The sequence below is a fragment of the Streptomyces sp. Tek67B01 genome (assembly GCF_055231995.1).
The window spans coordinates 2728191-2754528 of the sequence record NZ_JBUYUY010000001.1; the positions used below are offsets into that span (position 1 = coordinate 2728191).

Here is a 26338-nt window from a genome sequence, read left to right on the forward strand (position 1 = left end):
TTCCCCGTCTCCCCTTCTCCTCCCGTTCCCTACTTCTTGCCGTTCTTCTCCGGGGCCGCGCCCGGCTTCTTCCAGCCGATGTCCTGGAAGCGGGGGGTGCCGAGGCCGAAGGCGCCGGCGTTGACCAGGTTCGGCTTGACCGCCACCAACTCGGGGCGCTGGTACAGCGGGATCGACCCGGCGGCGGCCCAGATCCGGGCGTCCGCCTTGCGGATCAGCTCGCGCGACTGCTCCTCGTCGAGCTCACCGAGCGCCTGGTCGAAGAGCTGGTCGATGTGGTCGGTGCCCACCCGGGTGTAGTTCTGCTCCACGAGCAGCGATCCGTCGGCGGCCGGCGCCGGCTTGGCGAAGATGGGGCGGGCGTCGGTGGCGGGGTAAGCGGTCGCGGGCCAGGAGTAGAGGGCCAGGTCGTACTGGCCCGAGGCGATGTGGTCCTTGAAGAAGCTCTCGTCGGCGACCTTGGTGAGTTCGGTCTGGATGCCGACCTTCTGGAGCATCTGCGAGATCCGCTCGCCGACCGTCCGCAGCGCCTCCGAGCCGGGGCCCGCCGGAAGCACGAACCGCAGGGTCAGCGGCTTGCCGTCCTTGGCGAGCGGGGCACCTGCCCGGTTCTGCTTGGCCGGGGCCGCGGGAGCCGGGCTGGCCTTGGCGGGGGGCTGGGCCGGGTCCTTGGCGTCGGCCGGGTCCTTGGCGTCCGCGCCCTCCTCGCCGTCCCGGGCCGCCGCGCGCTTGGCGTCGTCGATGACCTTCGCCGCCTGGGCCAGCAGCGCCCGCTCCTGCTGGGCCGCGAGCGGGGCCGGGGCCAGCACCGGCGAGGGCCGGTCCGCGCCGGCGCCCGGTGCGAAGCGGTCCGCGTCGACGATCTCCCCGTCCGGGGCGTACAGCCCTTCGGGCAGGCTCGCCTCGGCGGGCAGCATGCCCGCGCCCCGCAGGCCGCCGTGGGCGCGGTGGTCGCCCGGCCTACCGGCCCGGACGCCGCGGTCGACGCCCGCCGGCTTGTCGTCGCCGCCCCGGTCGTCCTGGCCGACGATGTAGAGGCCGTCGTTGCCGGTGCCCGGGCCCGAGGGGGTCTTGCCGTCGTCCTTGGCGGCCCCGTCCTCGCCCTCCGGGCCCGCCTTCGCGCCCGAGGGCTCCTTGATCTTGCCGCCCCGGTGCCAGCCGGCGTCGGCGAGCAGCGCCTGGGCCGCCTGGGTGTCCTGGCCGCCGAGGGCGTCGCTGTTGTCGGCGTACGCGCGCTGCCCGGCCAGTGCCAGGTGGCTGCCGACCGGCTTCGCGGGCAGGCCGAGCGGCTTCAGTACGGTCTCGGCGAGGGCTTTGCGGTCGATGGCCCGGGCCACCGCGCGCCGGACCCGCTCGTCGGAGAGGGGCCCGGAGGCCCCGTTCATGGCCAGTTGCGTGTAGGCGGGCTCCAGGGACTTGCGGACCGTGAAGCCGCGCAGGGCCGCCTGCTCGTCGGCGTACTTCTTGGCCGCGTCGGCGTTCCTGGCCCGGGTTTCCTGCTCCTCCCGGGCCTTGTTCTCGTCGGCGCCGTACGCCAGCGCCCAGGACAAGGTGGCCTCCGCGGCCGTCATCGAGGCGCCGGGGCCGTGCGCGCCGCTCCCGTGGGACGCCTCCTGCCGGGCGAGGGCGATCCGGTCGGCGCCCGCGCGGTCGACCTCGGCCATGTCGAGCCGGCCCGCGGCGAGGGCGGCCGGGCGCTCGGAGCGGGGTACGGCGGTCAACACGAGGCTGTCCAGCTTGGCGGGTCTTCCCCACCAGCGGGCGTTGCGGGTCAGCGCCGCCGTGCCGGTCTTCTTGTCGATGGTGCCGAGGTTGAAGGGTCCGGCGGTGACCTTGAGGGCGCCGCGCGCGCCCTCGTTGAAGGACTCGGGGGTACCGGTTACCTGCTTGGGGTAGAGCGGGCTGAACAGCGAGCGCCAGTCCGTGTACGGCTTGGCGAAGGTGACCTTCACCTCCAGGTCGCTCTTGCCGCGTTCGATCTTCTCGATCCGGTCGTAGCCCGCGTTGCGCGCGGTCCAGTAGGCCGAGTCCTTGCCGTTCAGTGCCCGCCACTGGGCGACGAAGTCGGCGGCGCCGATCTCCCGGCCGTCGCTCCACACGGCCTGCTGGTTCAGCTTGTACAGGACGACCTGCTTGGGCTCCCGCTCGACGATCTCCGCCTTCTCCAGGTAGTCGGGATCGGCCACCGGCCGTCCCTTGTCGTCGAGCGTGAACAACTGCGGCAGCACCGCCCCGGCGATCCGGGCGGTGGTGCCGTCGGCGTCGGCCTGGAAGGTGTTCAGGGTGTCCGGCAGGGTGTCCACGCCCCAGCGCAGCACGCCGCCGTCGGCGACCCGGTCGCGGGCCGTCGCGGCGATGTCCTGGCCGGCGGCGACCGGACCGCCCTCGTCTTCACCCGCGCCGCAGCCCGCGAGCAGCGGCAGTGCGAGGACTCCCGAGGTCAGGAGCGCCAAGGACCTGCGCCTTCTCTGGGTCATGGGTGGTACCTCCGGGGCGGGGCGTGGGGTGAGCGTGAGCGTGAAGCTTGATCAATTCGGCCGTATATGGAGCTGATCACACTGCGTGCGAAACCCACTGAAATCCACGGCCCGCCGGGTGCCCCGGAGGGGGCCCGCGCCACGCCGCGAAGCCCACCCGTGCGGACCAATCCCTTTGCGCGCGGGGGCTCCCGGGAGCGTCGGCGGGCGCGGCGTTCCCCCGTTCGAGGGATGCGAACGGGGGCGGGGAGGGGCGCACACATCGAGCCTGCGCGCCCGCAATCGCTGCACGTCCCTTCACAACGGGGGAGGCGAGGGGCGACACTCGCAGGCGCCCAGGAGCATTGCCACCGCACGCGCGGAAGTGAGGGCACCTCATGTCCCTGCAAGACGATTTGACCGCCGTACGTAGGAACCTGAACGAGCTGGTCCGCTCCGTCGAGCGGCTGGAGCGGGACGTCGCCCGCCAGGCCCCGACCACCTCCGGGCCGGCCGGCCGGGAGGACATGGTCACCGTCCCGGACACGCCGTACGACAGCACGCTGTGGACGGACTCCGACGACGAAGGCCTCGGAGCCCGCGACCGCCGGGCCCCCTGACCCGGCGCGCGCCCCCGCACACCCACACCCATCCGACCCGACCGCCGCACTTCGCGGCCGGGTCCCCTGGGCCACCCCTTCACCACTCCACCCGGAGTCCCCCTTGGCCACAGGCACGGACCTGCCCCCATCCCACCGGCCCCCCGGGGCCGGCGGCGTCCACGAACCCTCCCGGGCCGCCATCGCGGCCCGCCACCTGCGGACCGACCGGTGGTGGCTCTCGCCCGCCGGCACCGCGGCCGGACTGCTCGCCTTCATCGCGTACTCGACCTGGCGGGCCTTCGCGAACGCCGACTACTACGCGGCCCCCTACGTCTCGCCGTTCTACTCGCCCTGTCTGGCGGAGAACTGCCGGACCATGCGCGGCGGCCCCAACCTGGACCTGTTCGGCAGCTGGTGGGGCCTGTCCCCCGCCCTGCTGATCCTGATCTTCCCCCTCGGCTTCCGGCTGACCTGCTACTACTACCGGAAGGCCTACTACCGGGGCTTCTGGGCCTCGCCGCCCGCCTGCGCCGTCGCCGAGCCGCACGCCGCGTACACGGGTGAGACCCGTTTCCCGCTGATCCTGCAGAACCTGCACCGGTACTTCTTCTACGCGGCGCTCCCGGTCGCGGGCATCCTCACCTACGACACCGTGCTGACCTTCCGCAACGACCGCTACGAGTGGGGCCACATGGGCCTCGGCACGCTGCTGTTCGTCGTCAACATCGTGCTGATCTGGGCCTACACGCTCTCCTGCCACTCCTGCCGGCACATCATCGGCGGCCGGCTCAAGCACTTCTCCAAGCACCCCGTCCGCTACCGCCTCTGGGGCTGGGTGAGCCGGCTCAACGCCCGCCACATGCAGCTGGCCTGGGCCTCGCTGATCAGCGTCGCCCTGTGCGATCTGTACGTCTACCTGGTCGCCGGCGGCGCCTTCACCGACCCGAGGATCTTCTGACATGGCTCAAGTCGACCGACAGCAGTGGGACGTCGTCGTGGTCGGCGCGGGCGGCGCCGGACTGCGGGCCGCGATCGAGGCCCGGGAGCGCGGCGCCCGTACGGCCGTGATCTGCAAGTCCCTCTTCGGCAAGGCCCACACCGTGATGGCGGAGGGCGGGATCGCCGCCTCCATGGGCAACGTCAACGAGGGCGACAACTGGCAGGTGCACTTCCGCGACACCATGCGCGGGGGCAAGTTCCTCAACCAGTGGCGCATGGCGGAGCTGCACGCGAAGGAGGCGCCCGACCGGGTCTGGGAGTTGGAGACCTGGGGCGCGCTCTTCGACCGGACACCGGACGGGAAGATCTCGCAGCGCAACTTCGGCGGCCACGAGTACCCGCGCCTCGCCCACGTCGGGGACCGGACCGGCCTGGAGCTGATCCGCACCCTGCAACAGAAGATCGTGGCGCTCCAACAGGAGGACTTCAAGGAGTGCGGGGACCACGAGGCCCGGCTCAAGGTCTTCCAGGAGTGCACGGTCACCAGGGTTTTGCGGGACCGCGGTCCGAACGAGGGGGAAAGGGTCTCGGGGGCCTTCTGCTACGAGCGCGAGACGGGCCGGTTCTTCGTTCTGGAGGCCCCGGCGGTCGTGCTGGCCACGGGCGGGATCGGCAAGTCCTTCAAGACGACCTCCAACTCCTGGGAGTACACCGGTGACGGCCACGCGCTGGCCCTGCTCGCCGGGGCCCCGCTGCTGAACATGGAGTTCGTGCAGTTCCACCCCACCGGCATGGTCTGGCCGCCCTCGGTGAAGGGCATCCTCGTCACCGAGTCGGTGCGCGGCGACGGCGGGGTGCTGCGCAACAGCGAGGGCAAGCGGTTCATGTTCGACTACGTCCCGGACGTGTTCAAGGAGAAGTACGCGCAGTCCGAGGAGGAGGGCGACCGCTGGTACGAGGACCCCGACCACAACCGGCGTCCACCGGAGCTGCTGCCGCGCGACGAGGTGGCGCGGGCCATCAACTCCGAGGTCAAGGCCGGGCGCGGGTCACCGCACGGCGGGGTGTTCCTGGACGTGTCCACGCGGATGCCCGCCGAGACGATCAAGCGGCGGCTGCCCTCGATGTACCACCAGTTCAAGGAGCTGGCGGACGTGGACATCACCGCCGAGGCGATGGAGGTCGGTCCGACCTGCCACTACGTGATGGGCGGGATCGCGGTCGATTCGGACACCGCCGCCACCCTCGGGGTACCGGGCCTGTTCGCCGCGGGCGAGGTCGCGGGCGGGATGCACGGCTCGAACCGGCTCGGCGGTAACTCCCTCTCCGACCTGCTGGTGTTCGGCCGACGGGCCGGGCTGCACGCGGCGCTGTACGCGGCGGGTTCGGCCGCGCCCCCGGCCGTGTCCCAGGCGGAGGTCGACTCGGCGGCGGCCGAGGCGCTGGCCCCCTTCCATGCCGACGAGGGCGCGGAGAACCCGTACACGCTCCACCAGGAGCTCCAGACGACGATGAACGATTTGGTCGGCATCATCCGTCGCGAGGGCGAGATGACGGAGGCGCTGGAGCGGCTCGGCGGGCTGCGGGCGCGGGCCGCGCGGGCCGGGGTGGAGGGCCACCGCCAGTTCAATCCGGGCTGGCACCTGGCGCTGGACCTGCGGAACATGCTGCTGGTCAGCGAGTGCGTGGCGCGCGCCGCGCTGGAGCGCACGGAGAGCCGGGGCGGCCACACCCGCGAGGACTGCCCGTCGATGGAGCGGGAGTGGCGGCCGGTGAACCTGCTGTGCCGGCTCGTGGAACCGGGGCCCGGGGACGGCCCCGGCGCGGACCGCATCCGCCTGGAGCGGACCCGTACCGAACCCGTCCGCCCCGATCTGCTCGCCCTCTTCGAGAAGGACGAGCTGGCCAAGTACCTCGCCGAAGAGGAGCTCTACGAGTGACTACCTACGACGCCCGCTTCCGGATCTGGCGGGGCGACGCGGAGGGCGGGGAACTGCGGGACTTCACCGTCGAGGTGAACGACGGCGAGGTGGTGCTGGACATCGTCCACCGCCTCCAGGCCACGCAGGCCTCGGACCTCGCCGTGCGCTGGAACTGCAAGGCGGGCAAGTGCGGTTCGTGCAGCGCGGAGGTCAACGGCCGGCCGCGGCTGATGTGCATGACCCGCATGTCCACCTTCTCCCGTCAGGAGACGATCACCGTGACCCCGCTGCGGGCCTTCCCGGTGATCCGCGACCTGGTGACGGACGTGTCCTTCAACTACGCGAAGGCGCGGGAGGTACCCGCCTTCGTGCCCCCGCCCGGGGTCGCCGCGGGCGACTACCGGATGCGGCAGGTGGACGTGGAACGCTCGCAGGAGTTCCGCAAGTGCATCGAGTGCTTCCTGTGCCAGGACACCTGCCACGTGGTGCGTGACCACGAGGAGAACAAGAGCGCCTTCGCCGGTCCCCGGTTCCTGATGCGGGTGGCGGAGTTGGACATGCATCCGCTGGACGCGGCCGCCGAGGAGGGCCTGGACCGCAAGCGCACGGCCCAGGAGGAACACGGGCTCGGCTACTGCAACATCACCAAGTGCTGTACGGAGGTCTGCCCTGAGGGCATCAAGATCACCGACAACGCGCTGATCCCGTTGAAGGAGCGCGCGGTGGACCGCAAGTACGACCCGCTGGTGTGGCTGGGCAGCAAGATCCGCAGGCGGTCGGAGGTCTAGGCCCCCGCGCGACGCCGTGCCCCCGGGGAAGCGTCATCGACGCGGAACCGGGGGCTCGTGCGGAGCGAGGGGGACCCCGCCGCGCGCTCAGCCGTACATGCCGAGCAGTTGCTCCGCCGACAGTTCCGTCACCGGTTCGGCGGCGGCGCCCGGGAGCGGGAGTTCGAACCACACGGTCTTGCCCCGGTGGGTCCGCCGCGTGCCCCACCCGGCGGACAGCAGTCCGACGAGCTGGAGTCCGCGACCGCCCTCATCGGTGTCGCGCGCCCGGCGCCGCCTGGGCTGGGCGAGGTTCGCGTCCCACACCTCGCACACCAGGGTGCGGTCCAGCAGCAGTCGGAGTCGGATCTCCCCCTCGCCGTACCGCAGGGCGTTGGTCACCAGCTCGCTCACCAGCAGCTCGGTGGTGTCCAACAGCCCCTCCAGGCCCCACGCCGGCAGCTTCGCCCGCGCCAGCTCCCGCGCGCGCCCCACCGACCGGGCCTCGCGCGGCAACTGCCAGTCCCCGACCGCGTCCACCGGAAGCCCCTGCACCCGTGCCATCAACAGGGCGATGTCGTCCTCGCCGTGCCGGGTCTCCAGGGTGTTCAGCACGTGGTCGCAGACCTCCTCCAGCGGCCGCGCCGGGTCGGCCAGCGCCTCGCGCAGACCGCTCAGGCCCTCCTCCAGCGGATGGTCGCGCGATTCGACGAGCCCGTCGGTGTACAGGGCGAGCAGCGCCCCCTCGGGGAGGTCGACCTCCACCTCCTCGAACGGCTCGCCGCCCACGCCCAGCGGCATCCCGGGCGGCACCTCCAGCAGCAGCCCGGGGCGCGGCGGGGCGCCCTCCTCCGCGGGCTCGACCAGAACGGGCGGCATGTGGCCGGCGTTGGCGATGGTGCAGCGCCGGGTCACCGGGTCGTAGACGGCGTAGACGCAGGTCGCGAGGTAGACCTCCGAGCGGTCGGCGTCGCGCGAGTGCAGCGCCGCCCGCGAGGCCTGCTGTGCGCCTCCCGGAGCGCCGAGGCCGCGCGCGACCTCGTCCAGCGCGGAGAGCACCTCGGCGGGTTCGAGGTCCAGCAGCGCCAGGGTCCTCACCGCCGTCCGCAGTTCGCCCATCGCCACGGCCGCGCGCAGCCCGCGACCCATCACGTCCCCGACGACCAGCGCCGTGCGGTGCCCGGGCAGTTCGATGACGTCGAACCAGTCGCCGCCGACCTCGGTCGCCGCGTTCCCGGGCAGGTAGCGACAGGCGATGTCCAGGCCCGCCGCCTCGGGGTCCCCGGGCGGCAGCAGGCTCCGCTGGAGGATCAGGGCCCGCTCGTGTTCGCGCCGGTAGAGGCGGGCGTTGTCGATGCAGACGGCGGCCCGTGCGGCCAGTTCCACCGCGACCGCCCGATCGCGTTCCCCGAAGGGTTCACTGCCCTTCGTACGGGAGAACTGCGCGAGTCCGACCACCGTGTCGTGGGCGACCATCGGCACGACCAGCGTCGACTGCACGAGCTCGTCGGAGCCGCCGCCCTCGACGAGGCCGGGCCGGGCGGTCCGCAGGGCCAGCGCGCCCGGCGACCCGGCCGGGTAGCGGTGGCTCTCGCCCACGGAGACCGGCGCCCCCGGCCCCGACAGCGGGGCGTCGGACACGGCGGAGGCGAAGGCGACCCGCCGCAGCGGCGCGGACGGCCCGCGCCCCGAGCCCTGCCCGGGCACGGACGGCAGCCCCCGGCGGCGGCCCTGTGGTCGGGCGGGCCGGTCGTCGTCGCCGAGCAGCAGCCCCTGGTAGAGGTCGACGGCGGCCAGGTCGCAGAAGCCGGGGACGGTGACGTCGAGGAGTTCCCGGGCGGTGGTCTCCAGGTCGAGGGAGTTGCCGATCCGGTGTCCGGCCTCGTTGAGGAGGGCGAGGTTGCGCCTCACCCCGGCGGCTTCGCGGGCCGCGAGGTGGCGGCGGGTGACGTCGATGCCGATCCCCGCGATGCCGATGGGGCTCCCGGTGCCGTCGTGCACCCGGTAGAGGTTGATCGACCAGTGGCGGTCCTCCCGGCTGCGCGGGGTGGCGCCGGTGATCCTCAGGTCGTTGACGGACTCGCCGGTCTCCAGTACCCGTCGCAGGGCCTCGGCCATCCGGTCCGCCTCGTGCGGCGGCAGGTAGTCGTGGACCGTGCGGCCTTGGTGCTCCTCGGCAGCGCCCCCGAAGACGGTCGCGAAACGGCGGTTGGCGCGCTGCACCGTGAAGTCCGTGCCGAACAGCAGGAAGCCGAAGGGAGATTGACCGAATATGGCCTGCGAGGCAGCGAGGTCGGATTCGATCCGGCGCAGCGCGCGTACGTCGACGACGACGCAGAGGGCGGCCCGCCGTCCCCTCTCCGTTCGGGTGGGCATCACGTAGATCTCCGCCACCCCGTGCGCACCGTTCCCGTCGGGGATGCGGAAGGGGATGAGGCCGGTCCACTCCTCCCCGTCGAGGATCTCGGCGACCTTTCGGTGACCGCCGGCGCGCAGCTCCGGCGGCATGAAGGCGTCGACCGGGTCGCGTCCCACCGCCCGGGAGGCGGTCAGGCCGAAGAGCTCCTCGGCACGCAGGCTCCACTGGTCGATGAGACCGTCCGGCCCGATCGAGAAGGAGGCGACCTTTATGTGGTCATATATCGAGCCAGGCAGGCTGCTGTGCCACAGGGAGTCGTGCCACGCCTCCCCGCTCACGCGGGCCTGATGTGCCTGTGCAGGTATCTCGCTCACGCGACCGTCCCCTCCAGCTCACCGCAACCGGACCGGCCATGACCGAAGTATTCAGCACCACGGCCCGGGACGGCACGGCGTTCACGATCACAAAAAGGTCCCGTTGTTTTGAGCCATTCTGGATGGTGGTCGGCCATCCTTCTCCTTGTTACTCACCAGGAAGTGCCAACTCGAACCACACAGTCTTGCCCGACTTCTCGTGCCGGGTCCCCCAGCGCCGCGCCGAGGCGGCCACGAGGTGCAGGCCCCGACCGCCCTCGTCGTCCGCGTCCGCGACCCGCTCGCGGGGCGGATCCGGAAGCGGATCGGAGACTTCCACGAGAAGCGCCGGCCCCGAGGCGGTGTCGCCGACGGCGGGGTCGCGCCGCTCCAGACGGACCCCGATGGGGCCGGAGGCGTAGCGCAGGGAGTTGGTCACCAGCTCGCTGACCAGCAGGACGGTCACATCGCCCACGGATTCCAGTCCCCAGGCGTGGAGTTTTCCGCGCACGGCGTGGCGAGCGGTGCGGACGGCACCGGGCTCGGCCGGGAAGACCCACTCGGCGCACTCACCGTCTGTGTCGATCACGCCGATCACTTCCCGGGCCACGGCGGCCCCAGTCGGGTTCAGCAGGGACGTTCCGGAGACAAGATGGGGATTAATAGCGACATACCCGATATCCGAGGCCTCGTACCACCCCTTCCCCCACCCACCGGCGCACTGTGGCGCAGACGGGCTACTGCGCGAGCCGTAATGCGCCCCCGGCCTGCGGGCTCGCTCCGGTGTCGGCTCACGGGCGGCCCGAGGGGCGCGGCCGCGAGGGCCGCGACGCTCACCCCCGGCGGGACAGGCGGCGGCCGGCTTCGGCTACCGCCGGGCGGTCCTGGTCGAGCCAGTCCACCGAGTCCAACTCGTCGGGGCCGAGCCAACGAAGCTCGTCGTGGTCCTCCAGCGGCGCCGGGACCCCGGACACCAACCGGGCCGTCCACACGTGCAGGACCAGACCGGCCCTGAGCGGCCACTCGCCCGGGATCCGCTCCAGCGCCTCGGTCTCCACGCCGAGTTCCTCGCGCAGTTCGCGCACCAGCGCCTCGGGGACGGTCTCGCCCGGTTCGGCCTTGCCGCCCGGGAGTTCCCACCGGCCGGCCAACTCGGGCGGCGCGCTGCGCCGGGCGGCCAGCAGGCGCCCGTCATGACAAAGGGCTCCGCCCACGACCACGCGTACAGTCATGGGCGGAGCCTATGTCAGCGCGCCGACAGCCCCGGCGCCCGGTTCGTCGCTCGGAACGCCGCTCAGTTCGTGGTCGCGGTCTGGGAGCCCTGACCGACCCGCTCGACCCAGTAGAGCTGCTCGTGTGCTCGGTCGTCGAGGCTGTCGACGACCTTCTGGGCCTCGGCCCGGGTGGCGTACCGGCCCACCCGGTAGCGGTTGCCGTTGTCGTCCTGACGTATGACCAGCCATGAGAGCAGGGCACCGCTGTCGTTCATCGCGTTTCACCCTCCGCCGATGTGCCTGCCCGGGAAACCGCATTGCGCATATGCCGGAGCTTACGCCCGACCTTTACTGAGCGGATACGGTTTTTCACGAAGAGGTACCTGGCAGGCGTACGCATCCGGCCACGCGTACGAACGCACCGCGCGTACACCGGCGCACATCCAGTACCGCGCGGTCACACGGCGCACGACCCGGCGGGATCACACGCCGGGGGTCACCGCACCGGCAAGTGGTACGCCAGTCGGTAGCGGTCCGCCGGCACGACCACATCGGCGGTCTCGACGGCCAGTCCGGAGGCGTAGTAGGTACGACCCACCACCAGGACCACGTGCCCCGGGACGCCGCCCAGCAGCGCGATCTCCTCCGCGAGCCCCGGCCGCGCGCCGACCTCCTCCACGACGTTGTCCACCACGATGTCGATCGCGGCCATCCGTTCCACCACGCCGGAGCCGCCCAGCGGGCCCTCCTCGGGCAGCATCACCGGGGTCCGACCGGTCACGGCCAGCGGCTCCCAGGACGTCGAGAGCATCATGGCCTCTCCCGCGTCGCGGAAGACGTACCGCGTCCGCATGACCCTGTCCCCCGGCGCGACGCCCAGCCGCTTGGCGATCTCCGGTGTCGCGTCGGCCTGTTCGCTGTTGGACTCCCAGGTGCCGCGCGCCCCCGCGTCCGCCTGTTCCTGGCGGAACGGCGTGGACGGGCCGCCCGTCCGGTAGCCGGAGCGGGCCACCCGCCGGGGCACGGGTTGTTCGCGCACGTACGTACCGGAGCCGGAGCGGCCCTCCACGAGGCCCTCCGCCATGAGGACCTTGCGCGCCTCCAGCGCCACGGTGTCGGACACCCCGTACTCCTCGCGGATACGGGCCTGCGAGGGGAGCCGGGCGTGCGGGGGCAGGGACCCATCGACGATCTTCTGTCGCAGATCCCCGGCGACGCGCAGATAGGCCGGCTGCTCACCGAAAGTCACTGGCCACTCCCATCAGGTTGACAGACAGCTACACCCTGGCAACCCATGGTTGTGCGCCGCAAGCAGAGGCCAGAGTTTCACCCGATGTGATGAAGCCAGGTCACTCAAACCCGTTACCGCGCGTTACCGACAGCTCCGCCGCGCCCCGTCTCCTCGCACCCCGCCTTCACACCCGCTCGGACGACGGACCCTTCCCGGGACCGCCGCCCGCATCCCCTGGGGCCGGCCGCAGCCAGTCGGGAACGTCCGTCGACAGCCCGTACGCCCCGCGCAGCGCCTTTTGCGTAGCGACCGAGACCGCCCGCAGCGCCCGGTCCCGCGCCTGCTCGAACTGGTCCGCCGTCGACGCCTGGCCCGCCCGCCGCCATTCCTCGCGCGCCGCCTCCACCTCCTTGAGCCGCGCCGCCGCCGGAGCGGCCGTCTGCGGGGACGCCGTGGAGGCGGCCTCCAGCATCCGCGCCTCGGCGCCGAGCGCCACCTCGACCTCCCGCGCCCACGTCCGGTGCTGCGCGAGCGCGCCGTCGATGTCCGCCTCGGGCTCCCGCCCCACCGCCTGGTCGACCCCGTTCATCGCCCGCAGGAACGTCACCTGGTCAGCCCTCAGGTTCCCCTCGTCGTTGCGCAGGGTGCCCCGTTGTCCCTCGGTGGGGGTGCCTATGACGCACACCAGCCGCCGGTCCCCGACGTGCCACGCTTCCACCGACGGCGCGAAGTAGTACATCTCCGCGTAGTCGGGAAGCGCCCAGCTGTCCATGGCGAACTCGTCCTGCCACTTCCAGCACGTGTCCGTAGCCTCCCTCTTGATGCGCTCCGCTCCCGGGAACACGCCGTCGTCCATGATCTCCACGTGCGTCACCTCCGCGTGGTGCGCGTCCGCGCACTTCGTCGCGTAGACGGGAGCGCGCTCGGCCAGGAGGTCACCGCCGGGGACGTTGAAGCAGTCACCGGACTGCAGTTGGTCCAGGTCGGTCAGCCGGCCCTCGACGTGCCGGCCGGCGGGCGCGGAGCCGAGGCGCTGGAGGAAGGGATCCGCGTACCGGCCCGTGGCGTAGACCAGGGCCGCGCTCATCGCCAGGGACACCACCAGGCCCACCACGGCCAACGCCCTGCCCCGGTCGCCCCTGCGCGAGATCTGCACCAGCGCGACGACGGCGAAGACCACGCCGAGGGGCGGCAGGCACAGCAGACCGACCGGCAGCGAGGCGGCGGCGAAGCCGTTGAGGGCGGGCGGCAGCGGGGTCACGGGCGAGCCCCACACGGACGGCACGGACGGCGGTGGAGGCCAGGAGTGGCCCGGGCCGGCGGGAGGCGGTGGAGGCCAGGAGTGGCCCGGGCCGGCGGGGGGAGGCGGTGGGGGCGAAGTGGTCACGAGGCGGAGGTGCTCCATCACAAGGGCGCGCGGGGCGCTGGGGCGCGGGGCGCGGACGATTGCGCGCATAGTACGAGGCGGGGGCCGCCGGTCCGCCGGTCGCCCCCGCCCCCACCGCCCGCCCTCACCGCCCGGCGGCGAGGCGGGTGACGCGGTGGTCGCGCGAGGCCGTTCGGCCGCCGGATGTGACCGCGATGTACCGCCGCTTCCCCGAGGTTGACCCTGCGGCGGCATCCCACTGGAGTCGGACGCACGCGTAACATCCCCGCCGTACGACCCTCATGGACGAGCGAAGGCGACCCTCATGACGTACGCACTCCCCGGTTACGTCTGCGCCCGTGACGGCACGCGGGCGGACGTGGTGACCGCGCGGTGGTGCTGCCCGACGTGCGGCGGCCCCTGGGACCTCGACTTCACGCCGGACCCGTCCGCGCCTCTGGAACCGGCGGCCGGCCCCTGGTCGTTGTGGCGGTACGCGCCCGTGCTGCCGATGCCCGGGGAGATCCCGGTCTCGCTCGGCGAGGGCCACACCCCTCTGGTGCCGCTGACGGAGCGGATCGACGCCAAACTCGACTTCCTGATGCCGACGTTGTCCTTCAAGGACCGGGGCGCGGTCATGCTGGCGGAGCTGGCCCGGCGGCTGGGCCCGGAGCGGGTCGTCGCGGACAGCAGCGGCAACGCGGGGACGGCTTTCGCGGCGTACTGCGCGCGGGCGGGGTTGGACTGCGAGGTCTTCGTGCCGGAGGGCACCTCGGAGAAGAAGACCGAGAGGACGCGCGCGCACGGGGCGGCGGTCCGGGTGGTCCCGGGCGGCCGCGAGGCGGCGGCGGAGGCGGCGCGGGCAGCCGCCGACGCGCCGGGCGTCTTCTACGCCAGCCATGTCTTCAACCCGTACTTCCTGCACGGCACGAAGACGTACGTGTACGAGATCTGGGAGCGCCTCGGCGGACGGCTGCCCGAGGCGCTGGTGGTCCCGGTGGGCAACGGCACGCTGCTGCTGGGCGCGGCCCTGGCGGTGGAGGAACTGTCCCGGCGCGGTGTACGACCCCCCGCGCTGATCGGGGTGCAGGCGCGGGCGGTGGCCCCGCTGGCGGAGGCGTTCGCGGCCGGCGCGGACGACGCGGAGCCGGTGGCGCAGCGCCCGACCCTGGCGGAGGGCATCGCGATCCCGGCCCCGCCCCGGGCCCGGCAGATCCTGGCGGCGGTCCGCAAGTCGGGCGGCGCCATCGTGACGGTGCCCGACGACCGCCTCCGCGCGGCCCGGGCGGACCTGGCCCGACGCGGCCTGTCGGTCGAACCGACGGCCGCCGCCTGCTGGGCGGCGGTTTCCCCCGACTCCCCCGACTCCCCCTTGGGGAGCCGGACGGCGGTCATCCCGCTCTGCGGCGCCGCGCCGTCCGGCCCGTCCACCCCCTGACGCCGGTCCCGGGGCGACGCGGCCCCTCCGACGTCCGGGGCCAGGACCCCGGGCGGGGCTCCCGAAGCCCGGTCGCGACCCGGGCGGCGCGGGGCGCGGCACCCACCCCCGCCCCCGTCCGAAAACGGCCGGCCCCCGCCCCCACCCTCTGGTGGACTGACCGCATGACAGCCACCAACGCCACCACCACCACCACCACCACCGCCGACCGCGCCCGCGCCTTCACCGCGCTCCACACCCCGGCCTCCCCACTCGCCCTCGCCAACGCCTGGGACGTCGCCGGCGCCCGCGTCGTCGAGGCCGCCGGCGCCGCGGCCGTCGCCACCACCAGCGCCGGTGTCGCCTGGTCGCTCGGCTCGCCCGACGGCGACTCCCTCGCCCGCGAGCGCGCGCTCGACCTCATCGCCCGCGTGGCCGCCGCCGTCTCGGTGCCCGTCACCGCCGACATCGAGGGTGGCTTCGCCGCCGACCCCGCCGGCGTCGCCGAGACCGTCACCGGTGTCCTTACCACCGGCGCGGTCGGCATCAACATCGAGGACGGCAACCGCGCCCCCGCCGACCACGCCGACCGCATCGCCGCCGCCCGCGCCGCCGCCGAGGCCGCCGGGGTACCCCTCTACATCAACGCCCGTGTGGACACGTACCTCTTCGGGCTCGGCGACCCGAACACCCGCCTCGACGCCACCCTCGCCCGCGCCGCCGCCTACCTGCGGGCCGGGGCCTCCGGCATCTTCGTCCCCGGAGTCACCGACCCCGCCACAGTCGCGGAACTCGCCAAGGGCATCGACGCCCCGCTCAACGTCCTCGTCGGCCCGGGCGCCCCGACCGTCGCGGAGTTCGGCGCCCTCGGCGCGTCCCGCGTCAGCCTCGGGTCGGCGGTCGCCGAGGCCGCGTACGCCGTCGTGCGCCGCGCCACCGAGGAGCTGCTCACCACCGGCACGTACGGCGCCCTCCGCGACGGCCTCCCGTACGGGGAGCTGAACAGCCTGCTCAAGGGTTGATCCCGCGAGGGCCGACCCCCGGGGCGGCTCGGCTGCGGCCGCTCCGGGCGGGCCCGCGCGCACGCCCACGGCCGGGGCTCCGTGCACGCCTGCGGCCAGGCTTCCCCTCGGGTCGATCCGGGCGTCCCTGCCCGTAGGCTCCCGAGGTGCGCACATCCAAGATCTCCGGCTCCGTCTGGGTGGCCCTCACCCTCGTGTACGTCCTGTGGGGCTCCACCTACCTCGGCATCCGCATCGTCGTGCGGACGATGCCGCCGTTCCTCTCCGCCGGGGCCCGGTTCATCACGGCCGGGCTCCTGCTTGCCGGGATCGTCGCCTGGCGCTTCGGGCCGTCCGCGCTCCGCGTCACCCGTGCCCAACTCGGCTCGGCGGTACTGGTGGGCCTCCTGCTGATCCTCGGCGGCAACGGCCTGGTGGTGCTCGGCGAGACCTCCGTCCCCTCCGGCCTCGCCGCCCTGCTGATCGCCGCCGTACCGATGTGGCTCGTGGTGCTGCGGGCGGCCACCGGCGACCGGCCGCCGCCGCGCACCGTCGCCGGGGTGCTCGTGGGCCTGATCGGTCTGGCGGTGCTGACCAGCCCCGGCATCGGGGGCGAGGTGCGCCTGTCGGGGGTGCTGCTGGTGCTGGCCGCCTCGGTGCTGTGGGCGCTCGGCTCGTTCTCCTCCTCGAAGCTGCCACTGCCCGCCAACCCGTTCGCGGGCAGCGCGTACCAGATGCTCGCGGGCGGGATCGGCGGCATCCTCACCGGCCTGGCCCGGGGCGAGCAGCACGGCATGCGCCCCTCGGAGTTCTCCACCGCCTCCTGGCTGGCGCTCGGCTACCTCGTGCTCTTCGGTTCGCTCGTCGCCTTCACCTCGTACGTGTGGCTGCTGCGCTCGGCGCCGCTGTCGCTGGTGTCCACCTACGCCTACGTCAACCCGGTCGTCGCCGTCGCGCTGGGTTCGCTGATCCTGGACGAGCCGCTGACCTGGCCGATCGTGGCCGGTGGCGCGATCGTCGTGGCGGGGGTGGGGCTGATCGTGAGCACCGAACGCGGCTGAGTTCCCGGATCAGCCGCGCGCGGCCCGTTCGTAGAGGGCCTTCGCCCGTTCGTCGTACAGCGCGGCGGTGGAGTCCACGTCCGTGTCGCCGCCGCTGAGTACCCCGATGAGCCGGCCCGGCCGGCCCGGGCCGCCCCGGTCGGCGATCCACGGGCTCCCGCTGGTGCCCGTCCAAAAGCCCGAACAGCTGATGTACAGCATGGCGGGGTCGTCCTCGTCGTGCCGTGTCTGCGTCGTGCAGGACACCGGCTTGTTCTGCGGGTTGCGGTCCGATTCCGGGTAGCCGACGACAGTGACCTCCCGCTCGTACCCGGAGGTCCAGTCGGGCTTCGGCGCCTCGTCGCGGCCGACGCGGTCCTGGAGGCTGCGGCCCTCCTCGTCGGGCTCGACGGTGAGGAAGGCGAAGTCGGCGGTCTCGTCGCCCCATTTCGTCCAGCGGTCGTCCACATGCACGGACCGGACCTTCCACAGCCCGAAGGGCCGGGTGCCCGAGCCCGCGCCCGAGAAGCCGGGGGCGAAGGCGAGCCGGCCGGGGGCGGGGCCGTCGTGCGGGGGCTCGCCCGGTTGCCCGTCCTCGCCCGCGGGGGCCACGCAGTGCGCGGCGGTGGCGACCACGTTGCCCTTGGGGCTGTCGACGACGCTGGCCGTGCACCAGTGCTCGCCGCCCGCCATCAGGACTCCGACGGTGGGGAACGGGTGCACCGTCCGGTCGGACGTCCCCTCGACGAACGCGACGCCGAAGACCGCCGCGATCCCGGCGGCGGCCAGCGCGGCGATGACGGCGCGTCCCCTCACCACCGGGCTCACGGCACGTCGGGGTCGGGGGTCGGCGCGCGCATCACCTTGCTGATCCACTCCAAGGAACCCTCCCTCATGCCCCGCACGTACGACTTGCCATTGTGCTCGCCATCCTGGATCACCTGGAGCCGGGTGTGCACGGGACCCTTCCCGTACTCCCTCATGAATTTCTCGGCCAGGTCGCGGCCGCTCTCCTTGGTGCCGATCTGGAAGTTGACGTAGACGTCCGGGCCCCCCGCCTTGATCAGTTCAGCGGCGAGCTTCTCGGGGTTGTTCTCGTCCATGGCCTGCCGGTTCCCCTTCCACAGCGGGGAGTCGGGGACGATGTCCACGCCGCTCGCGATGACGGCCTTGAAGCGGTCGGGGTACTTCAGGACGTGCTTGAAGGCCCCGAAGCCGCCGGAGGAGGAGCCCATGAAGGCCCACCCGTCGCGGGAGGTGAAGGTACGGAAATTGGCCTTGGCGAAGTCGGGGACGTCATCGGCCATCCAGGTGCCCATCTTGGGCTGGCCGGGGATGTCCGAGCCGTCGAAGTGGTGCTTGGTGTCGGCGTTGATCACCGGCATGACCAGGATGAACGGCAGGCTGGTGCCGGCCTTGGCCCCGTCGGCCACGGCCTTCTGGAGCCCGAGGCCGGGGCCGGTCCCCCAGTAGTTGGTGGGGTAGCCGCGGCCGCCCGGCAGCGAGATCAGCACCGGGAAGGCGCTCTTGGCGTACCTCGGCTCGTCGTACTCCTTCGGGACCCACACCCATACGTCGCCGGTGAAGCCGGACTTCGGCCCCCTCAGGGTGGTCTTGGCGATCTGGGTGCCGTCGGGCAGCCGGGCGGCGCGCACGAACGCGGCCCTCGGGCCGGTGGGCATGCGGACCCCCTGGGGCATGTCCACGGCGGCCGCGGCGGTCTCCTGGGTCTTGCCGAAGGCGACCGGTTCGCCCACGCCCGCGAAGAAGCCGGTCTCGTACGCCGCCACACCGCCGCCGGCGACGAGGGCGAGGGCGAGGCCGCCGCCGAGGAGGAGCAGACGCCGCCGGCGGCCGGGGGCTTTGGTCGTCGGCCCGCCCGCCCGGTCCGCCGTGTCCACCCCGTCCGCGCCGTCCGCCCCGTCCGCGCCGTCCGCGCCGTCCGCGCCGTTCGCTCCGTCCGCGCCGGCGCTCGTGGCCGTCGTGCCGGTCATCGTGCCGGTCGTGCCCGTCGTCGGACCGGTCGTCGGACCGCCGTCGCCTTGCTGGTCTTGCTGCACGGATTGTTCCCGTTCCCTCTCCGGCGCTCTTCGTGAGCACGGGTCGGACCGATTGGTCCCCCTTACACCCCTGACAGAGGTGTGAACGACGCTAGGGGTTGCCTGGGACGGGTGCGACGTGGCGGGAGCCACGCGGGGGACGGACTCCCCCGGCGGGCCGACGGCCCCGCCGGGGGAACGGGGTACGGGCTCAGGGCCGGCCCGGGGAGCGGCGCGGACGACGTTCGCGCAGGCCGCGGCCGGTGTGGCCGGCTTCCGGGGCGTTCGTCAGCCGGTTGCCGGCCGCGGGCCCTTCATCACCTTGCTGATCCACTCCAGCGAGCTTTCCTTCATCCCCCGGACGTAATGCCAGCCGTTGTGTTCGCCGTTCTGGATGTCGTGGATGGTCGTCTTGACCGGGCCCTTGCCGTAGTCGCGCTGGAACGCGAGCATCCGGTCCTTGCCGGTCTCCTTGGTACCGACCTGGAAGTTGATGTAGACGTCCGGGCCGTTGCCGTCGATCAGCTTCCGGGCGAGCTTCTCCGGGTTGTTCTCGTCCATCTCGCTCTGGTGGCCCTTCCAGAGCGGCGAGTCGGGAACGATCTCCCCGCCACTGGCGATCACCGCCTTGAACCGGTCCGGGTGCTGGAGGACCTGCTTCATGCCGACGAAGCCACCCGAGGAGGAGCCCATGAAAGCCCAGCCGTCGCGGGACTTGTACGTGCGGAAGTTGGCGCGGGTGAAGTCCGGGACGTCCTCCGCGAGCCAGGTGCCCATCTTGGGGCGGCCGGGGATGTCGGAGCCGTCGTAGTAGTACTTGTTGTCCGGGTTGAGCACCGGCATGATCAGGATGAACGGCAGGCTGGTACCGGCCTCGACGCCCTCCTCGACGGCCTTCTGGAGGCCGAGGCTGCGGTCGGACCAGTAGTTGGCCGGGAAGCCGTTGCCGCCGGGCAGCGAGATCAGGACCGGGAAGGCGCTCTTGGCGTACTTCGGGTCGCTGTACTCCTTGGGCGTCCAGACCCAGACGTCTCCCTCGAAGCCGGACTTGGCGCCCGCGAGCCGCGTCCTGGCGATGACCGTGCCGTCGTCCAGCTTGGCGGTCTGTGTGAAGTCGGACCGCGGGCCGGTCTCCATCAGTACGTCCGGGTCACCGCTCGGCGCGGGCGCGACCGTGGGGGCCGGGGACCGCGCGGCCTTGTCGTCACCGTGCGCGGCGGCCGAGGGCGTCTTGCCGGAGGTGACGGCCCGGCCGTCGCCTGAGAACCACTCGTACTTCCAGGCGGCGAAGCCGCCGCCCCCGACGAGCAGCGCGATCGCGAGGCCGGCGCTGATCCATATCGCGCGTCGGGGGCGGCGGCTTCGCCGCCTGGAGGCGGGGCCGGCGGTCGTGTCGTGGGGCCGCGGGCTCTGCGGGGACTGGGGCACGGACTTCGCTCCGAACGCTGAACCGGGTGGGGCATCTACGGGTGCTGATGTACGAATCCTGCCGGGAGTTCCGGGACGGGACAAAAATCTCGTCGGCGCCCGCGGAACGGGAGATCCGGCGCGTCTCATCTCAGGTCGTCGAGCACCCGCGCGCACCGCCCCAGCAGCTCGATGAGCTGCTCCCGCTCCTCGGCGCCGAACTCGGCCGCCAGCTGTCGCTCCACGCGCACCGCCGCCGTGTCCGCCAGCTCCATCACCGCCTGTCCGTGCTCCGTGAGTCGGGTCTCCAGCACGTTGCGGTGCCATTCGTGCGGAGTCCGCTCGATGAGCCCGCGCTCTTGGAGGTTCTTCAGCACGGTGTTCATGGTCGGCGGGGTCACCCCGCACAGGCGGGAGAGCGCCGCGGCGGAGATGCCCGGCTTCTCGGAGAGCCAGAGCAGGGCGGCGTACTGCGGAACCGTTACGGCGGCCGGTTTGAGGGCCGTGTTCTTCGCCGCGAGCAGCGCCTGCTCGGCGCGCTTGATGTGCGAGCCGATGCGCTCCTCGGCGGGCAGGGAAGTCATTCGGGCATCCTACGGCCCTTGCAGGCATTAGAGCTCTAACGTACATTCGAGCCCACCCAATACAAAGATCACACAGAACGGGACGCCCTCACATGCGCCTCTCCTCGAAGGCCCTGCCCCTGGCCGCCGCCCTGGCCACCGTCCTGACGTCGGCCGCCACGCCGGCCCTGGCCGCCGCACCCGCGGCGTCCGCCCCGCGGGTCTCCACCGCCTTCACCCTGCCCGGCCAGAAGGTCTATCCGGAGGGCATCGCCGAGGACGCCCGTACCGGCACGGTCTACGTCGGCTCGTACGCCGACGGCTCCGTCTACCGCGCCCGCCCCGGCCAAGGCGCGGCCGAGGTCTTCCTCCCGGCCGGGACCGACGGCCGCCACACCGCGAACGGCCTGTCCGTCGACGCCCACGGCAGGCTGTGGGTCACCGACTCCACCAAGGGCGTCGCGGTGTACGACACCCGCAGCGGCGCCCGCCTCGCCCACTTCGACACCCCGGGCGACGCCCCGTCCTTCGTCAACGACCTGGCACTCACCCCGGACGGCACCGCCTACCTCACCGACAGCCTCCGCGCGGTGGTCTACCGCGTCACCCCGGCGCGGCTGGCCGCCGGCTCCGGCCCCCTGGAGCCGGCCTACGACCTGAGCGGCCGGGTCGCCCCGGCCCCGACGGGCGGCGTCACGCTGAACGGCATCGTCGCCGACCCGGCCGGCCGCTTCCTGCTGACCGTCGACATGACGGCCGGCGACCTCCACCGGATCGACCTGCGCACGGGCGCCCTCTCCCGCGTCACCCTCCACGGCGGGGACCTCAAGCACGGCGACGGCCTCCAGCTCTCCCCCGGCGGCGTCCTGCGCGTGGCCCACAACACCACCGACACGCTGACCCGCTGGCAGCTCACCCCCGACGGCACGCACGCCCGTCTGACCCGCACCCTCACGGACCCGGACCTCCAGATCCCCACGACCCTGACCCACACCCCCGGCCGCACCCTGGTGGTCCGCTCCCAGTTCGACAAGGGCGGCCCCATGACCCCCTCCACCGGCACCCCGACCACCTTCACGGTCGCCTCGGTCCGCGGCCTCTGACCCGAAACCACGGAAAAAGGGCCGACCCCCACGGGGGTCGGCCCCTGCCGATACCTCGGTCCACGACCACCTCACCTCCGCCCGTACCGCGGGCGGCGCGGGTGGGGCTGGCCGGCGGGGTGTCAGGCGGTGGCCACGCGCAGGACCACCGACAGCGAGCTGACGACCAACAGGCCGAGGATCACCCGGCGGAAACGCTCGGCGTTCAGGCGGCTGAAGGCCTTCTCGCCGACGAAGATCCCGATGAGCAGCGCGGGTATCCCGACCAGGAGCATCCGTCCGACGGTCGCGGTGAGCTGGCCGCTGATCCCGAAGCCGACCAGCGCGGCCAGGCTGGTGCCGGAGAACACGACGCCCAGCGTGGCGCGCTGGACCCTGGGCTCCAGCTTCATGCTCTGGAACGCGGCGACCATGGGCGGCCCGTCGATGCCCGTGGCGGCGAACGAGGCCCCGGAGAACATCCCCACGGCCATCACCGCGCCCAGGCCACCGCCCAGTGTGATCTTCCGCCACACGATGAGCGTCCCGAGCAGGACCACCGCGGCGATGACGAACAACAGCACCTGTGAGGAGAGGGTGGCCAACAGCCACACCCCGATCGGCACCCCGGCCAGCCCCGACAGCAAGGTGGCCGTCATCAGCCGGCGGTCCACGTGGCGCCAGTCACGGACGGCGATCCACAGGCTGAGCGGGGCGGCCATGATGCCGGCCACGACCACCGCGCTCGCCGGGTCGATGAGCAGCGCCAGGGGTGGGACGGCCACCAGGGAGAAGCCGAATCCCGCCGTGGTGCGTACGACGGAGGCGACGGCCAGCACCAGGAAGGCGCCGAGGAGGATCATCATGGGGAACGGGTCTCCAGGTTGTACGGCGTGGTTCAGACGACGTGGTTCAGACGACGTGGTTGGTGAGTTCGCCGATCCCCTCGACGGAGATCGTGACCCGATCGCCGCGCCGCAGCGGGCCGACACCCGCGGGGGTACCGGTGAGTATCACGTCACCAGGGTGCAGTGTCATGGCCGAACTGATGTGACTGATCAGGCGGTCGACGGTGTGCACCATGTGGGAGCTGTTGCCGTCCTGTCGGGTTTCACCGTTCACGGTGGCCCGTACCCCGACCGCGCCGGCGTCGAGTTCGGTCTCCACCCAGGGGCCGATCGGGCAGAAGGTGTCCGAGCCCTTGGCGCGCCACCACTGTCGGTCCGGTCCCTGGAGGTCGCGGGCGGTGACGTCGTTGGCGCAGGTGTAGCCGAGGACGTACGCCGGCACCTGCTCCGGTGTCAGGTCGCGGCAGGTCCGACCGATCACGGCGGCGAGCTCGGCCTCGTGGTGGAGCTCGTCCGTGTAGGACGGTTTGACGATGGCCTCGCCCGGGCCGATGACCGCGCTGCCCGGCATGAGGAACACGAGCGGCTCCTCGGGCACCTCGTTGCCGAGTTCCGCGGCGTGCTCGGCGTAGTTCCGGCCGATCGCCAGGACCTTCCCGGGGGTGACCGGGGCGAGCAGCCGCACCTCCCGCAGGGGGAAGCGGGGGGCGTCCGAGGGTACGTCCAGGGGGCCGAAGGGGCCGCCGATGAGGGGGACCACCTCGTCGTCGGCCAGGATGCCGTGGCGGATCGTGCCCGCCTTCTCGAACCTCACGATGCGCATGTGCCGCTTCCGTTCTCGTTCTCGTACGCGTTCTCGGCGGGGGTGGTGGGTCCCGGCAGGGCGCGCAGCAGCAGTTCCGCCAAGTGCTGGGGACGGTGGGAGCCCTCCTGGGAGATCTGCGTCCGGCAGGAGAAGCCGTCGGCCACGACGGCGGTGTCCGGCCCGGCGGCCCGCAGTTTCGGGTAGAGCTCCCGTTCGGCCGCGCCCTGGGAGACGTCCCAGTGGCCCGGTTCGTAGCCGAAGTTGCCCGCCATGCCGCAGCAGCCGGCGGAGACCACGTCCGTGGTGACGCCGAGCCGGCGCAGCACCTCGGCCTCGGGGCCGTGACCGTGGCCGGCCTCCTGGTGGCAGTGCGGCTGCAAGACGGCGTCCTGGTCGAGCCTTCCGAACGGCCAGGGGCCCCGGTGGTCGGCGACCACTTCGGCGAGCGTGCGCACCTGCCGGGACAACCGGCGTACGACGGGCGAGTCGGGCAGCTGTTCCGCCGCCTCCTCGCGCAGGGTCTGGGTGCAGGAGGGCTCCAGGCCGACGATGACGCGGCCGGCTTCCAAGTGCCCCCGCAGGGCGCCCACCGAACGGCCCAGCACCGCCCGAGCCGTCCCCAGTTGGCCGGTCGAGTGCCAGGTCAGGCCGCAGCAGACCGGTCCGTCGGGCAGGACCACCTCGTATCCGAGCGCTTCCAGGACGCGGGTGGCGGCCTGGGCACCGCGGGGGTCCAGCAGGTTGCTGAAGGTGTCCGGCCACAGGACGACGGTGCCGGCGGAGCCCGCCGGGACGCGCGCCCCGCCACCGGTTGCCGCGCCCGCGGGGACCGGCTTGCGGTAGCGGAACCACTGCCGGAACGTCTGGGCGGGCAGTTCCACCAGCGGCCTGCGCGTCTCCAGCCCGGCCAGGGAACTCAGTCGGGCGGCGAGCGGCGCGCGGCGGGTCAGCCGGTTGAGCGTGAGGGGGGCCACCGACGCCAGCCGGGCCAGCGCCGGCAGCCATCCCAGGGTGTAGTGGGCCCGAGGTCTCAGCCGTCCCTCGTAGTGCCGGTGCAGGAACTCCGACTTGTACGCGGCCATGTCGACGTTGACCGAGCAGTCGCTCTTGCACGCCTTGCAGGAGAAGCACAGGTCGAGTGCGTCCCGGACCTCCGTGGAACGGTAGCCGTCGGTGATCGTCTCGCCGCGCAGCATCTCGCTCAGCACCCGGGCGCGGCCCCGGGTGGAGTGCACCTCGTCGCGGGTGACCTGGTACGAGGGACACATGTGTCCGGTGTCGTTGCGGCAGGTGCCGACGCCCGTGCAGCGATGCACGGCGTTGGTGAGCGAGCCCTGGTCGTCGCCGAAGCGCTGGATCGTCGGCAACTGCTTGCGGTCCCGGCCCGGGCCCGGGCGGACCTGCTCGTCGAAGGGGACCGGGTCCACGATGATGCCGGGGTTGAGCATGTTGCCCGGGTCCCAGATGTCCTTGAACGCGGCGAACGCGCCGATCAGTTCGGGCGAGTAGGTACGGGCCAGGAGCTCGGAGCGGGCGCGGCCGTCACCGTGCTCGCCGGAGGCGCAGCCGCCGTGCTCGACCACGAGGTCGCCGGCGGCCGTGATGAACTCCCGGTAGCCGGCGATGCCCTGGTCGGTGCCCAGTTCCCAGTCCACGCGGACGTGTAGGCAGCCCTCGCCGAAGTGGCCCGTGATGGTTCCGGTCCGCCGGTGTTCGGCCATGAGGGCGTGCAGGTCCCGCAGGTAGCCCGACAGGCGCTCCGGCGGGACGGCGGAGTCCTCCCAGCCGGGCCACGCCTGCCGTCCGTCGGCCATCCGGGTGGCGATGCCGGCGCCGTTGCGACGGATCGACCAGATCGCCGCCGTCTGCTCGGCGTCGGCGGTGATGAAGCTGGTGGCGTCGGTCTCCCGGGCCAGGCGCTCGGCGTTGGCGACCGCGTCGGCCTCGTCGACGCCCTCGATCTCGCAGTACAGCCAGGCCTCGCCGCGCGGCAGCAGATCGATGCCCGGGGCGCGACCGCCCCGCGAGCGCAGCGCCTCGACCAGCGGGGCGTCCAGACCCTCCACGGTCAGCGCGCCGGCCTTCGCCAGCGAGGGCGCGCAGTCGGCGGCGGCGTAGACGTCGGGGAGACCGAGTACGAGGAGCACCCTGGCGGCGGGGATGGGGGTGAGCTTGATCCTGGCACCGAGCAGGACGCCACAGGTGCCCTCGGTACCCACCAGTGAGCGGGCGACGTGGAAGCCCTTCTCGGGCAGCAGGGCGTCCAGTCCGTACCCCGACACCTGGCGGCCGAACCGGCCGAGTTCGGTGCGCAGCGGCGCGAGGTGCCCGTCCCTCAGCCGCCTCAGCCGTCGGTCGATGTCCGCGTCACCGCTGGAGCCCCGGTCGGCGCGGATCCGGCGACCGTCGGCGAGCAGCAGGTCCACTTGCTCGGTGATGTCGGCGGTCGTGCCCCAGGCCACCGAGTGGGCGCCGCAGGCGTGGTTGCCGATCATCCCGCCGATGGTGCAGCGGGAGTACGTCGAGGGGTCGGGTCCGACGGTGAGGCCGTGCGCGGCGGCCCGGTCCCGCAGGGTGCCGAGGACGACACCGGGCTGGACGGCGGCGGTGCCGGCCTCGGGGTCGAGGTCTTCGATGCGGTTCATGTACCGGGAGAAGTCGAGGATCAGCCCGGTACCGATGGAGTTGCCGGCGATGGAGGTGCCGCCGCCCCGGCAGGTGACGGGGACGCCGTGCTCGATGGCGGTGCCCACGGCGATGGCCGCCTCTTGCGCGTCCCGCGGCTCGAACACCGCGGTCGGCATGACGCGGTAGATCGAGGCGTCGGACGTGTAGGCGGTTCGGGTCCGCACGTCCGTGCGGGCGGCGGGCAGTCGTGCCTGCAGGTGCCTGGTGAAGTCGTCGTTCATGGCGTCTTTCCCGGGTGG

The 26338-nt window shown here is 72.7% G+C and carries 22 protein-coding genes; 8 read left to right on the top strand and 14 right to left on the bottom strand.

Annotated elements, in window-relative coordinates:
* Nucleotides 1-29: 29 nt before the first annotated feature.
* A complete protein-coding gene (locus tag ACV7NM_RS12015; RefSeq protein ID WP_463410286.1) occupies nucleotides 30-2477 on the bottom strand; it encodes an ABC transporter family substrate-binding protein in 2448 nt (815 codons plus the stop codon).
* A gap of 377 nt (nucleotides 2478-2854) precedes the next feature.
* Between ACV7NM_RS12015 and ACV7NM_RS12020 the strand changes: the two genes are divergently transcribed.
* The 4 genes from ACV7NM_RS12020 (at nucleotide 2855) to ACV7NM_RS12035 (ending at nucleotide 6707) form a co-directional block, all read left to right on the top strand.
* Nucleotides 2855-3076 carry a hypothetical protein gene (locus ACV7NM_RS12020; protein WP_463410287.1) on the top strand — a complete coding sequence of 74 codons (222 nt, stop codon included), beginning with the start codon at nucleotides 2855-2857 and terminating at the stop codon, nucleotides 3074-3076.
* 103 nt (nucleotides 3077-3179) lie between these two features.
* Nucleotides 3180-4016: a hypothetical protein gene (locus ACV7NM_RS12025; RefSeq protein WP_463410288.1), complete on the top strand. Its 837-nt coding sequence runs from the start codon at nucleotides 3180-3182 to the stop codon at nucleotides 4014-4016.
* Between the two features lies 1 nt (nucleotide 4017).
* Nucleotides 4018-5937, top strand: coding sequence for a fumarate reductase/succinate dehydrogenase flavoprotein subunit (locus ACV7NM_RS12030; RefSeq protein WP_463410289.1), 1920 nt, complete (start codon nucleotides 4018-4020; stop codon nucleotides 5935-5937).
* A complete protein-coding gene (locus tag ACV7NM_RS12035; RefSeq protein ID WP_463410290.1) occupies nucleotides 5934-6707 on the top strand; it encodes a succinate dehydrogenase/fumarate reductase iron-sulfur subunit in 774 nt (257 codons plus the stop codon). The genes ACV7NM_RS12030 and ACV7NM_RS12035 overlap by 4 nt, the downstream gene beginning before the upstream one ends.
* 87 nt (nucleotides 6708-6794) lie before the next feature.
* On the opposite strand, the gene ACV7NM_RS12040 is transcribed toward ACV7NM_RS12035, so the two are convergent.
* The 6 genes from ACV7NM_RS12040 to ACV7NM_RS12065 all read right to left on the bottom strand — a co-directional run bounded on the left by ACV7NM_RS12040 (nucleotide 6795) and on the right by ACV7NM_RS12065 (nucleotide 13104).
* Nucleotides 6795-9410, bottom strand: coding sequence for a SpoIIE family protein phosphatase (locus ACV7NM_RS12040; protein WP_463413911.1), 2616 nt, complete (start codon nucleotides 9408-9410; stop codon nucleotides 6795-6797).
* A 157-nt stretch (nucleotides 9411-9567) separates the two neighbouring features.
* Nucleotides 9568-9996: an ATP-binding protein gene (locus ACV7NM_RS12045; RefSeq protein ID WP_463413912.1), complete on the bottom strand. Its 429-nt coding sequence runs from the start codon at nucleotides 9994-9996 to the stop codon at nucleotides 9568-9570.
* Between the two features lie 235 nt (nucleotides 9997-10231).
* Entirely contained in the window at nucleotides 10232-10630 is a 399-nt protein-coding gene (locus tag ACV7NM_RS12050) for a (deoxy)nucleoside triphosphate pyrophosphohydrolase (RefSeq protein ID WP_463410291.1), read from the bottom strand.
* 62 nt (nucleotides 10631-10692) lie between these two features.
* A complete protein-coding gene (locus ACV7NM_RS12055; protein WP_463410292.1) occupies nucleotides 10693-10887 on the bottom strand; it encodes an SPOR domain-containing protein in 195 nt (64 codons plus the stop codon).
* 221 nt (nucleotides 10888-11108) lie between these two features.
* Nucleotides 11109-11861, bottom strand: a complete 753-nt coding sequence (locus ACV7NM_RS12060; protein ID WP_463410293.1) for a GntR family transcriptional regulator — start codon at nucleotides 11859-11861, stop codon at nucleotides 11109-11111.
* A gap of 166 nt (nucleotides 11862-12027) precedes the next feature.
* Nucleotides 12028-13104 carry a DUF4190 domain-containing protein gene (locus tag ACV7NM_RS12065; protein ID WP_463410294.1) on the bottom strand — a complete coding sequence of 359 codons (1077 nt, stop codon included), beginning with the start codon at nucleotides 13102-13104 and terminating at the stop codon, nucleotides 12028-12030.
* Between the two features lie 430 nt (nucleotides 13105-13534).
* On the opposite strand from ACV7NM_RS12065, the gene ACV7NM_RS12070 reads away from it, so the two are divergent.
* The 3 genes from ACV7NM_RS12070 to ACV7NM_RS12080 all read left to right on the top strand — a co-directional run bounded on the left by ACV7NM_RS12070 (nucleotide 13535) and on the right by ACV7NM_RS12080 (nucleotide 16688).
* Nucleotides 13535-14647, top strand: a complete 1113-nt coding sequence (locus ACV7NM_RS12070; RefSeq protein WP_463410295.1) for a pyridoxal-phosphate dependent enzyme — start codon at nucleotides 13535-13537, stop codon at nucleotides 14645-14647.
* Nucleotides 14648-14811: 164 nt separating this feature from the next.
* Nucleotides 14812-15648: an isocitrate lyase/PEP mutase family protein gene (locus ACV7NM_RS12075; RefSeq protein ID WP_463410296.1), complete on the top strand. Its 837-nt coding sequence runs from the start codon at nucleotides 14812-14814 to the stop codon at nucleotides 15646-15648.
* Nucleotides 15649-15794: 146 nt separating this feature from the next.
* A complete protein-coding gene (locus ACV7NM_RS12080; protein ID WP_463410297.1) occupies nucleotides 15795-16688 on the top strand; it encodes an EamA family transporter in 894 nt (297 codons plus the stop codon).
* A gap of 9 nt (nucleotides 16689-16697) precedes the next feature.
* Here ACV7NM_RS12080 and ACV7NM_RS12085 read toward each other — a convergent pair whose 3' ends face one another.
* The 4 genes from ACV7NM_RS12085 to ACV7NM_RS12100 all read right to left on the bottom strand — a co-directional run bounded on the left by ACV7NM_RS12085 (nucleotide 16698) and on the right by ACV7NM_RS12100 (nucleotide 20697).
* Entirely contained in the window at nucleotides 16698-17486 is a 789-nt protein-coding gene (locus ACV7NM_RS12085; RefSeq protein ID WP_463410298.1) for a trypsin-like serine peptidase, read from the bottom strand.
* Nucleotides 17487-17491: 5 nt separating this feature from the next.
* Nucleotides 17492-18727, bottom strand: coding sequence for an alpha/beta hydrolase (locus ACV7NM_RS12090; RefSeq protein WP_463410299.1), 1236 nt, complete (start codon nucleotides 18725-18727; stop codon nucleotides 17492-17494).
* A gap of 267 nt (nucleotides 18728-18994) precedes the next feature.
* Nucleotides 18995-20134, bottom strand: coding sequence for an alpha/beta hydrolase (locus tag ACV7NM_RS12095; RefSeq protein WP_463410300.1), 1140 nt, complete (start codon nucleotides 20132-20134; stop codon nucleotides 18995-18997).
* 125 nt (nucleotides 20135-20259) lie between these two features.
* Entirely contained in the window at nucleotides 20260-20697 is a 438-nt protein-coding gene (locus tag ACV7NM_RS12100) for a MarR family winged helix-turn-helix transcriptional regulator (RefSeq protein ID WP_463410301.1), read from the bottom strand.
* A gap of 92 nt (nucleotides 20698-20789) precedes the next feature.
* Between ACV7NM_RS12100 and ACV7NM_RS12105 the strand changes: the two genes are divergently transcribed.
* Entirely contained in the window at nucleotides 20790-21779 is a 990-nt protein-coding gene (locus ACV7NM_RS12105; protein WP_463410302.1) for an SMP-30/gluconolactonase/LRE family protein, read from the top strand.
* 122 nt (nucleotides 21780-21901) lie between these two features.
* Here ACV7NM_RS12105 and ACV7NM_RS12110 read toward each other — a convergent pair whose 3' ends face one another.
* Genes ACV7NM_RS12110 through ACV7NM_RS12120 form a run of 3 tightly spaced genes read right to left on the bottom strand, consistent with a single transcriptional unit; the run spans nucleotide 21902 to nucleotide 26320 of the window.
* Nucleotides 21902-22624, bottom strand: a complete 723-nt coding sequence (locus ACV7NM_RS12110; protein WP_463410303.1) for a sulfite exporter TauE/SafE family protein — start codon at nucleotides 22622-22624, stop codon at nucleotides 21902-21904.
* A gap of 46 nt (nucleotides 22625-22670) precedes the next feature.
* Nucleotides 22671-23429, bottom strand: coding sequence for a fumarylacetoacetate hydrolase family protein (locus tag ACV7NM_RS12115; RefSeq protein ID WP_463410304.1), 759 nt, complete (start codon nucleotides 23427-23429; stop codon nucleotides 22671-22673).
* A complete protein-coding gene (locus ACV7NM_RS12120) occupies nucleotides 23417-26320 on the bottom strand; it encodes an FAD-binding and (Fe-S)-binding domain-containing protein (RefSeq protein WP_463410305.1) in 2904 nt (967 codons plus the stop codon). The genes ACV7NM_RS12115 and ACV7NM_RS12120 overlap by 13 nt, the downstream gene beginning before the upstream one ends.
* Nucleotides 26321-26338 lie beyond the last annotated feature (18 nt).

Bases quoted from the DNA above. Each gene is read 5' to 3' on its own strand.
- ACV7NM_RS12015 (WP_463410286.1), bottom strand. From the start codon at position 2,477: ATGACCCAGAGAAGGCGCAGGTCCTTGGCGCTCCTGACCTCGGGAGTC.
- ACV7NM_RS12055 (WP_463410292.1), bottom strand. From the start codon at position 10,887: ATGAACGACAGCGGTGCCCTGCTCTCATGGCTGGTCATACGTCAGGAC.
- ACV7NM_RS12030 (WP_463410289.1), top strand. From the start codon at position 4,018: ATGGCTCAAGTCGACCGACAGCAGTGGGACGTCGTCGTGGTCGGCGCG.
- ACV7NM_RS12120 (WP_463410305.1), bottom strand. From the start codon at position 26,320: ATGAACGACGACTTCACCAGGCACCTGCAGGCACGACTGCCCGCCGCC.
- ACV7NM_RS12075 (WP_463410296.1), top strand. From the start codon at position 14,812: ATGACAGCCACCAACGCCACCACCACCACCACCACCACCGCCGACCGC.
- ACV7NM_RS12115 (WP_463410304.1), bottom strand. From the start codon at position 23,429: ATGCGCATCGTGAGGTTCGAGAAGGCGGGCACGATCCGCCACGGCATC.
- ACV7NM_RS12110 (WP_463410303.1), bottom strand. From the start codon at position 22,624: ATGATGATCCTCCTCGGCGCCTTCCTGGTGCTGGCCGTCGCCTCCGTC.
- ACV7NM_RS12020 (WP_463410287.1), top strand. From the start codon at position 2,855: ATGTCCCTGCAAGACGATTTGACCGCCGTACGTAGGAACCTGAACGAG.
- ACV7NM_RS12100 (WP_463410301.1), bottom strand. From the start codon at position 20,697: ATGACTTCCCTGCCCGCCGAGGAGCGCATCGGCTCGCACATCAAGCGC.
- ACV7NM_RS12070 (WP_463410295.1), top strand. From the start codon at position 13,535: ATGACGTACGCACTCCCCGGTTACGTCTGCGCCCGTGACGGCACGCGG.
- ACV7NM_RS12105 (WP_463410302.1), top strand. From the start codon at position 20,790: ATGCGCCTCTCCTCGAAGGCCCTGCCCCTGGCCGCCGCCCTGGCCACC.
- ACV7NM_RS12050 (WP_463410291.1), bottom strand. From the start codon at position 10,630: ATGACTGTACGCGTGGTCGTGGGCGGAGCCCTTTGTCATGACGGGCGC.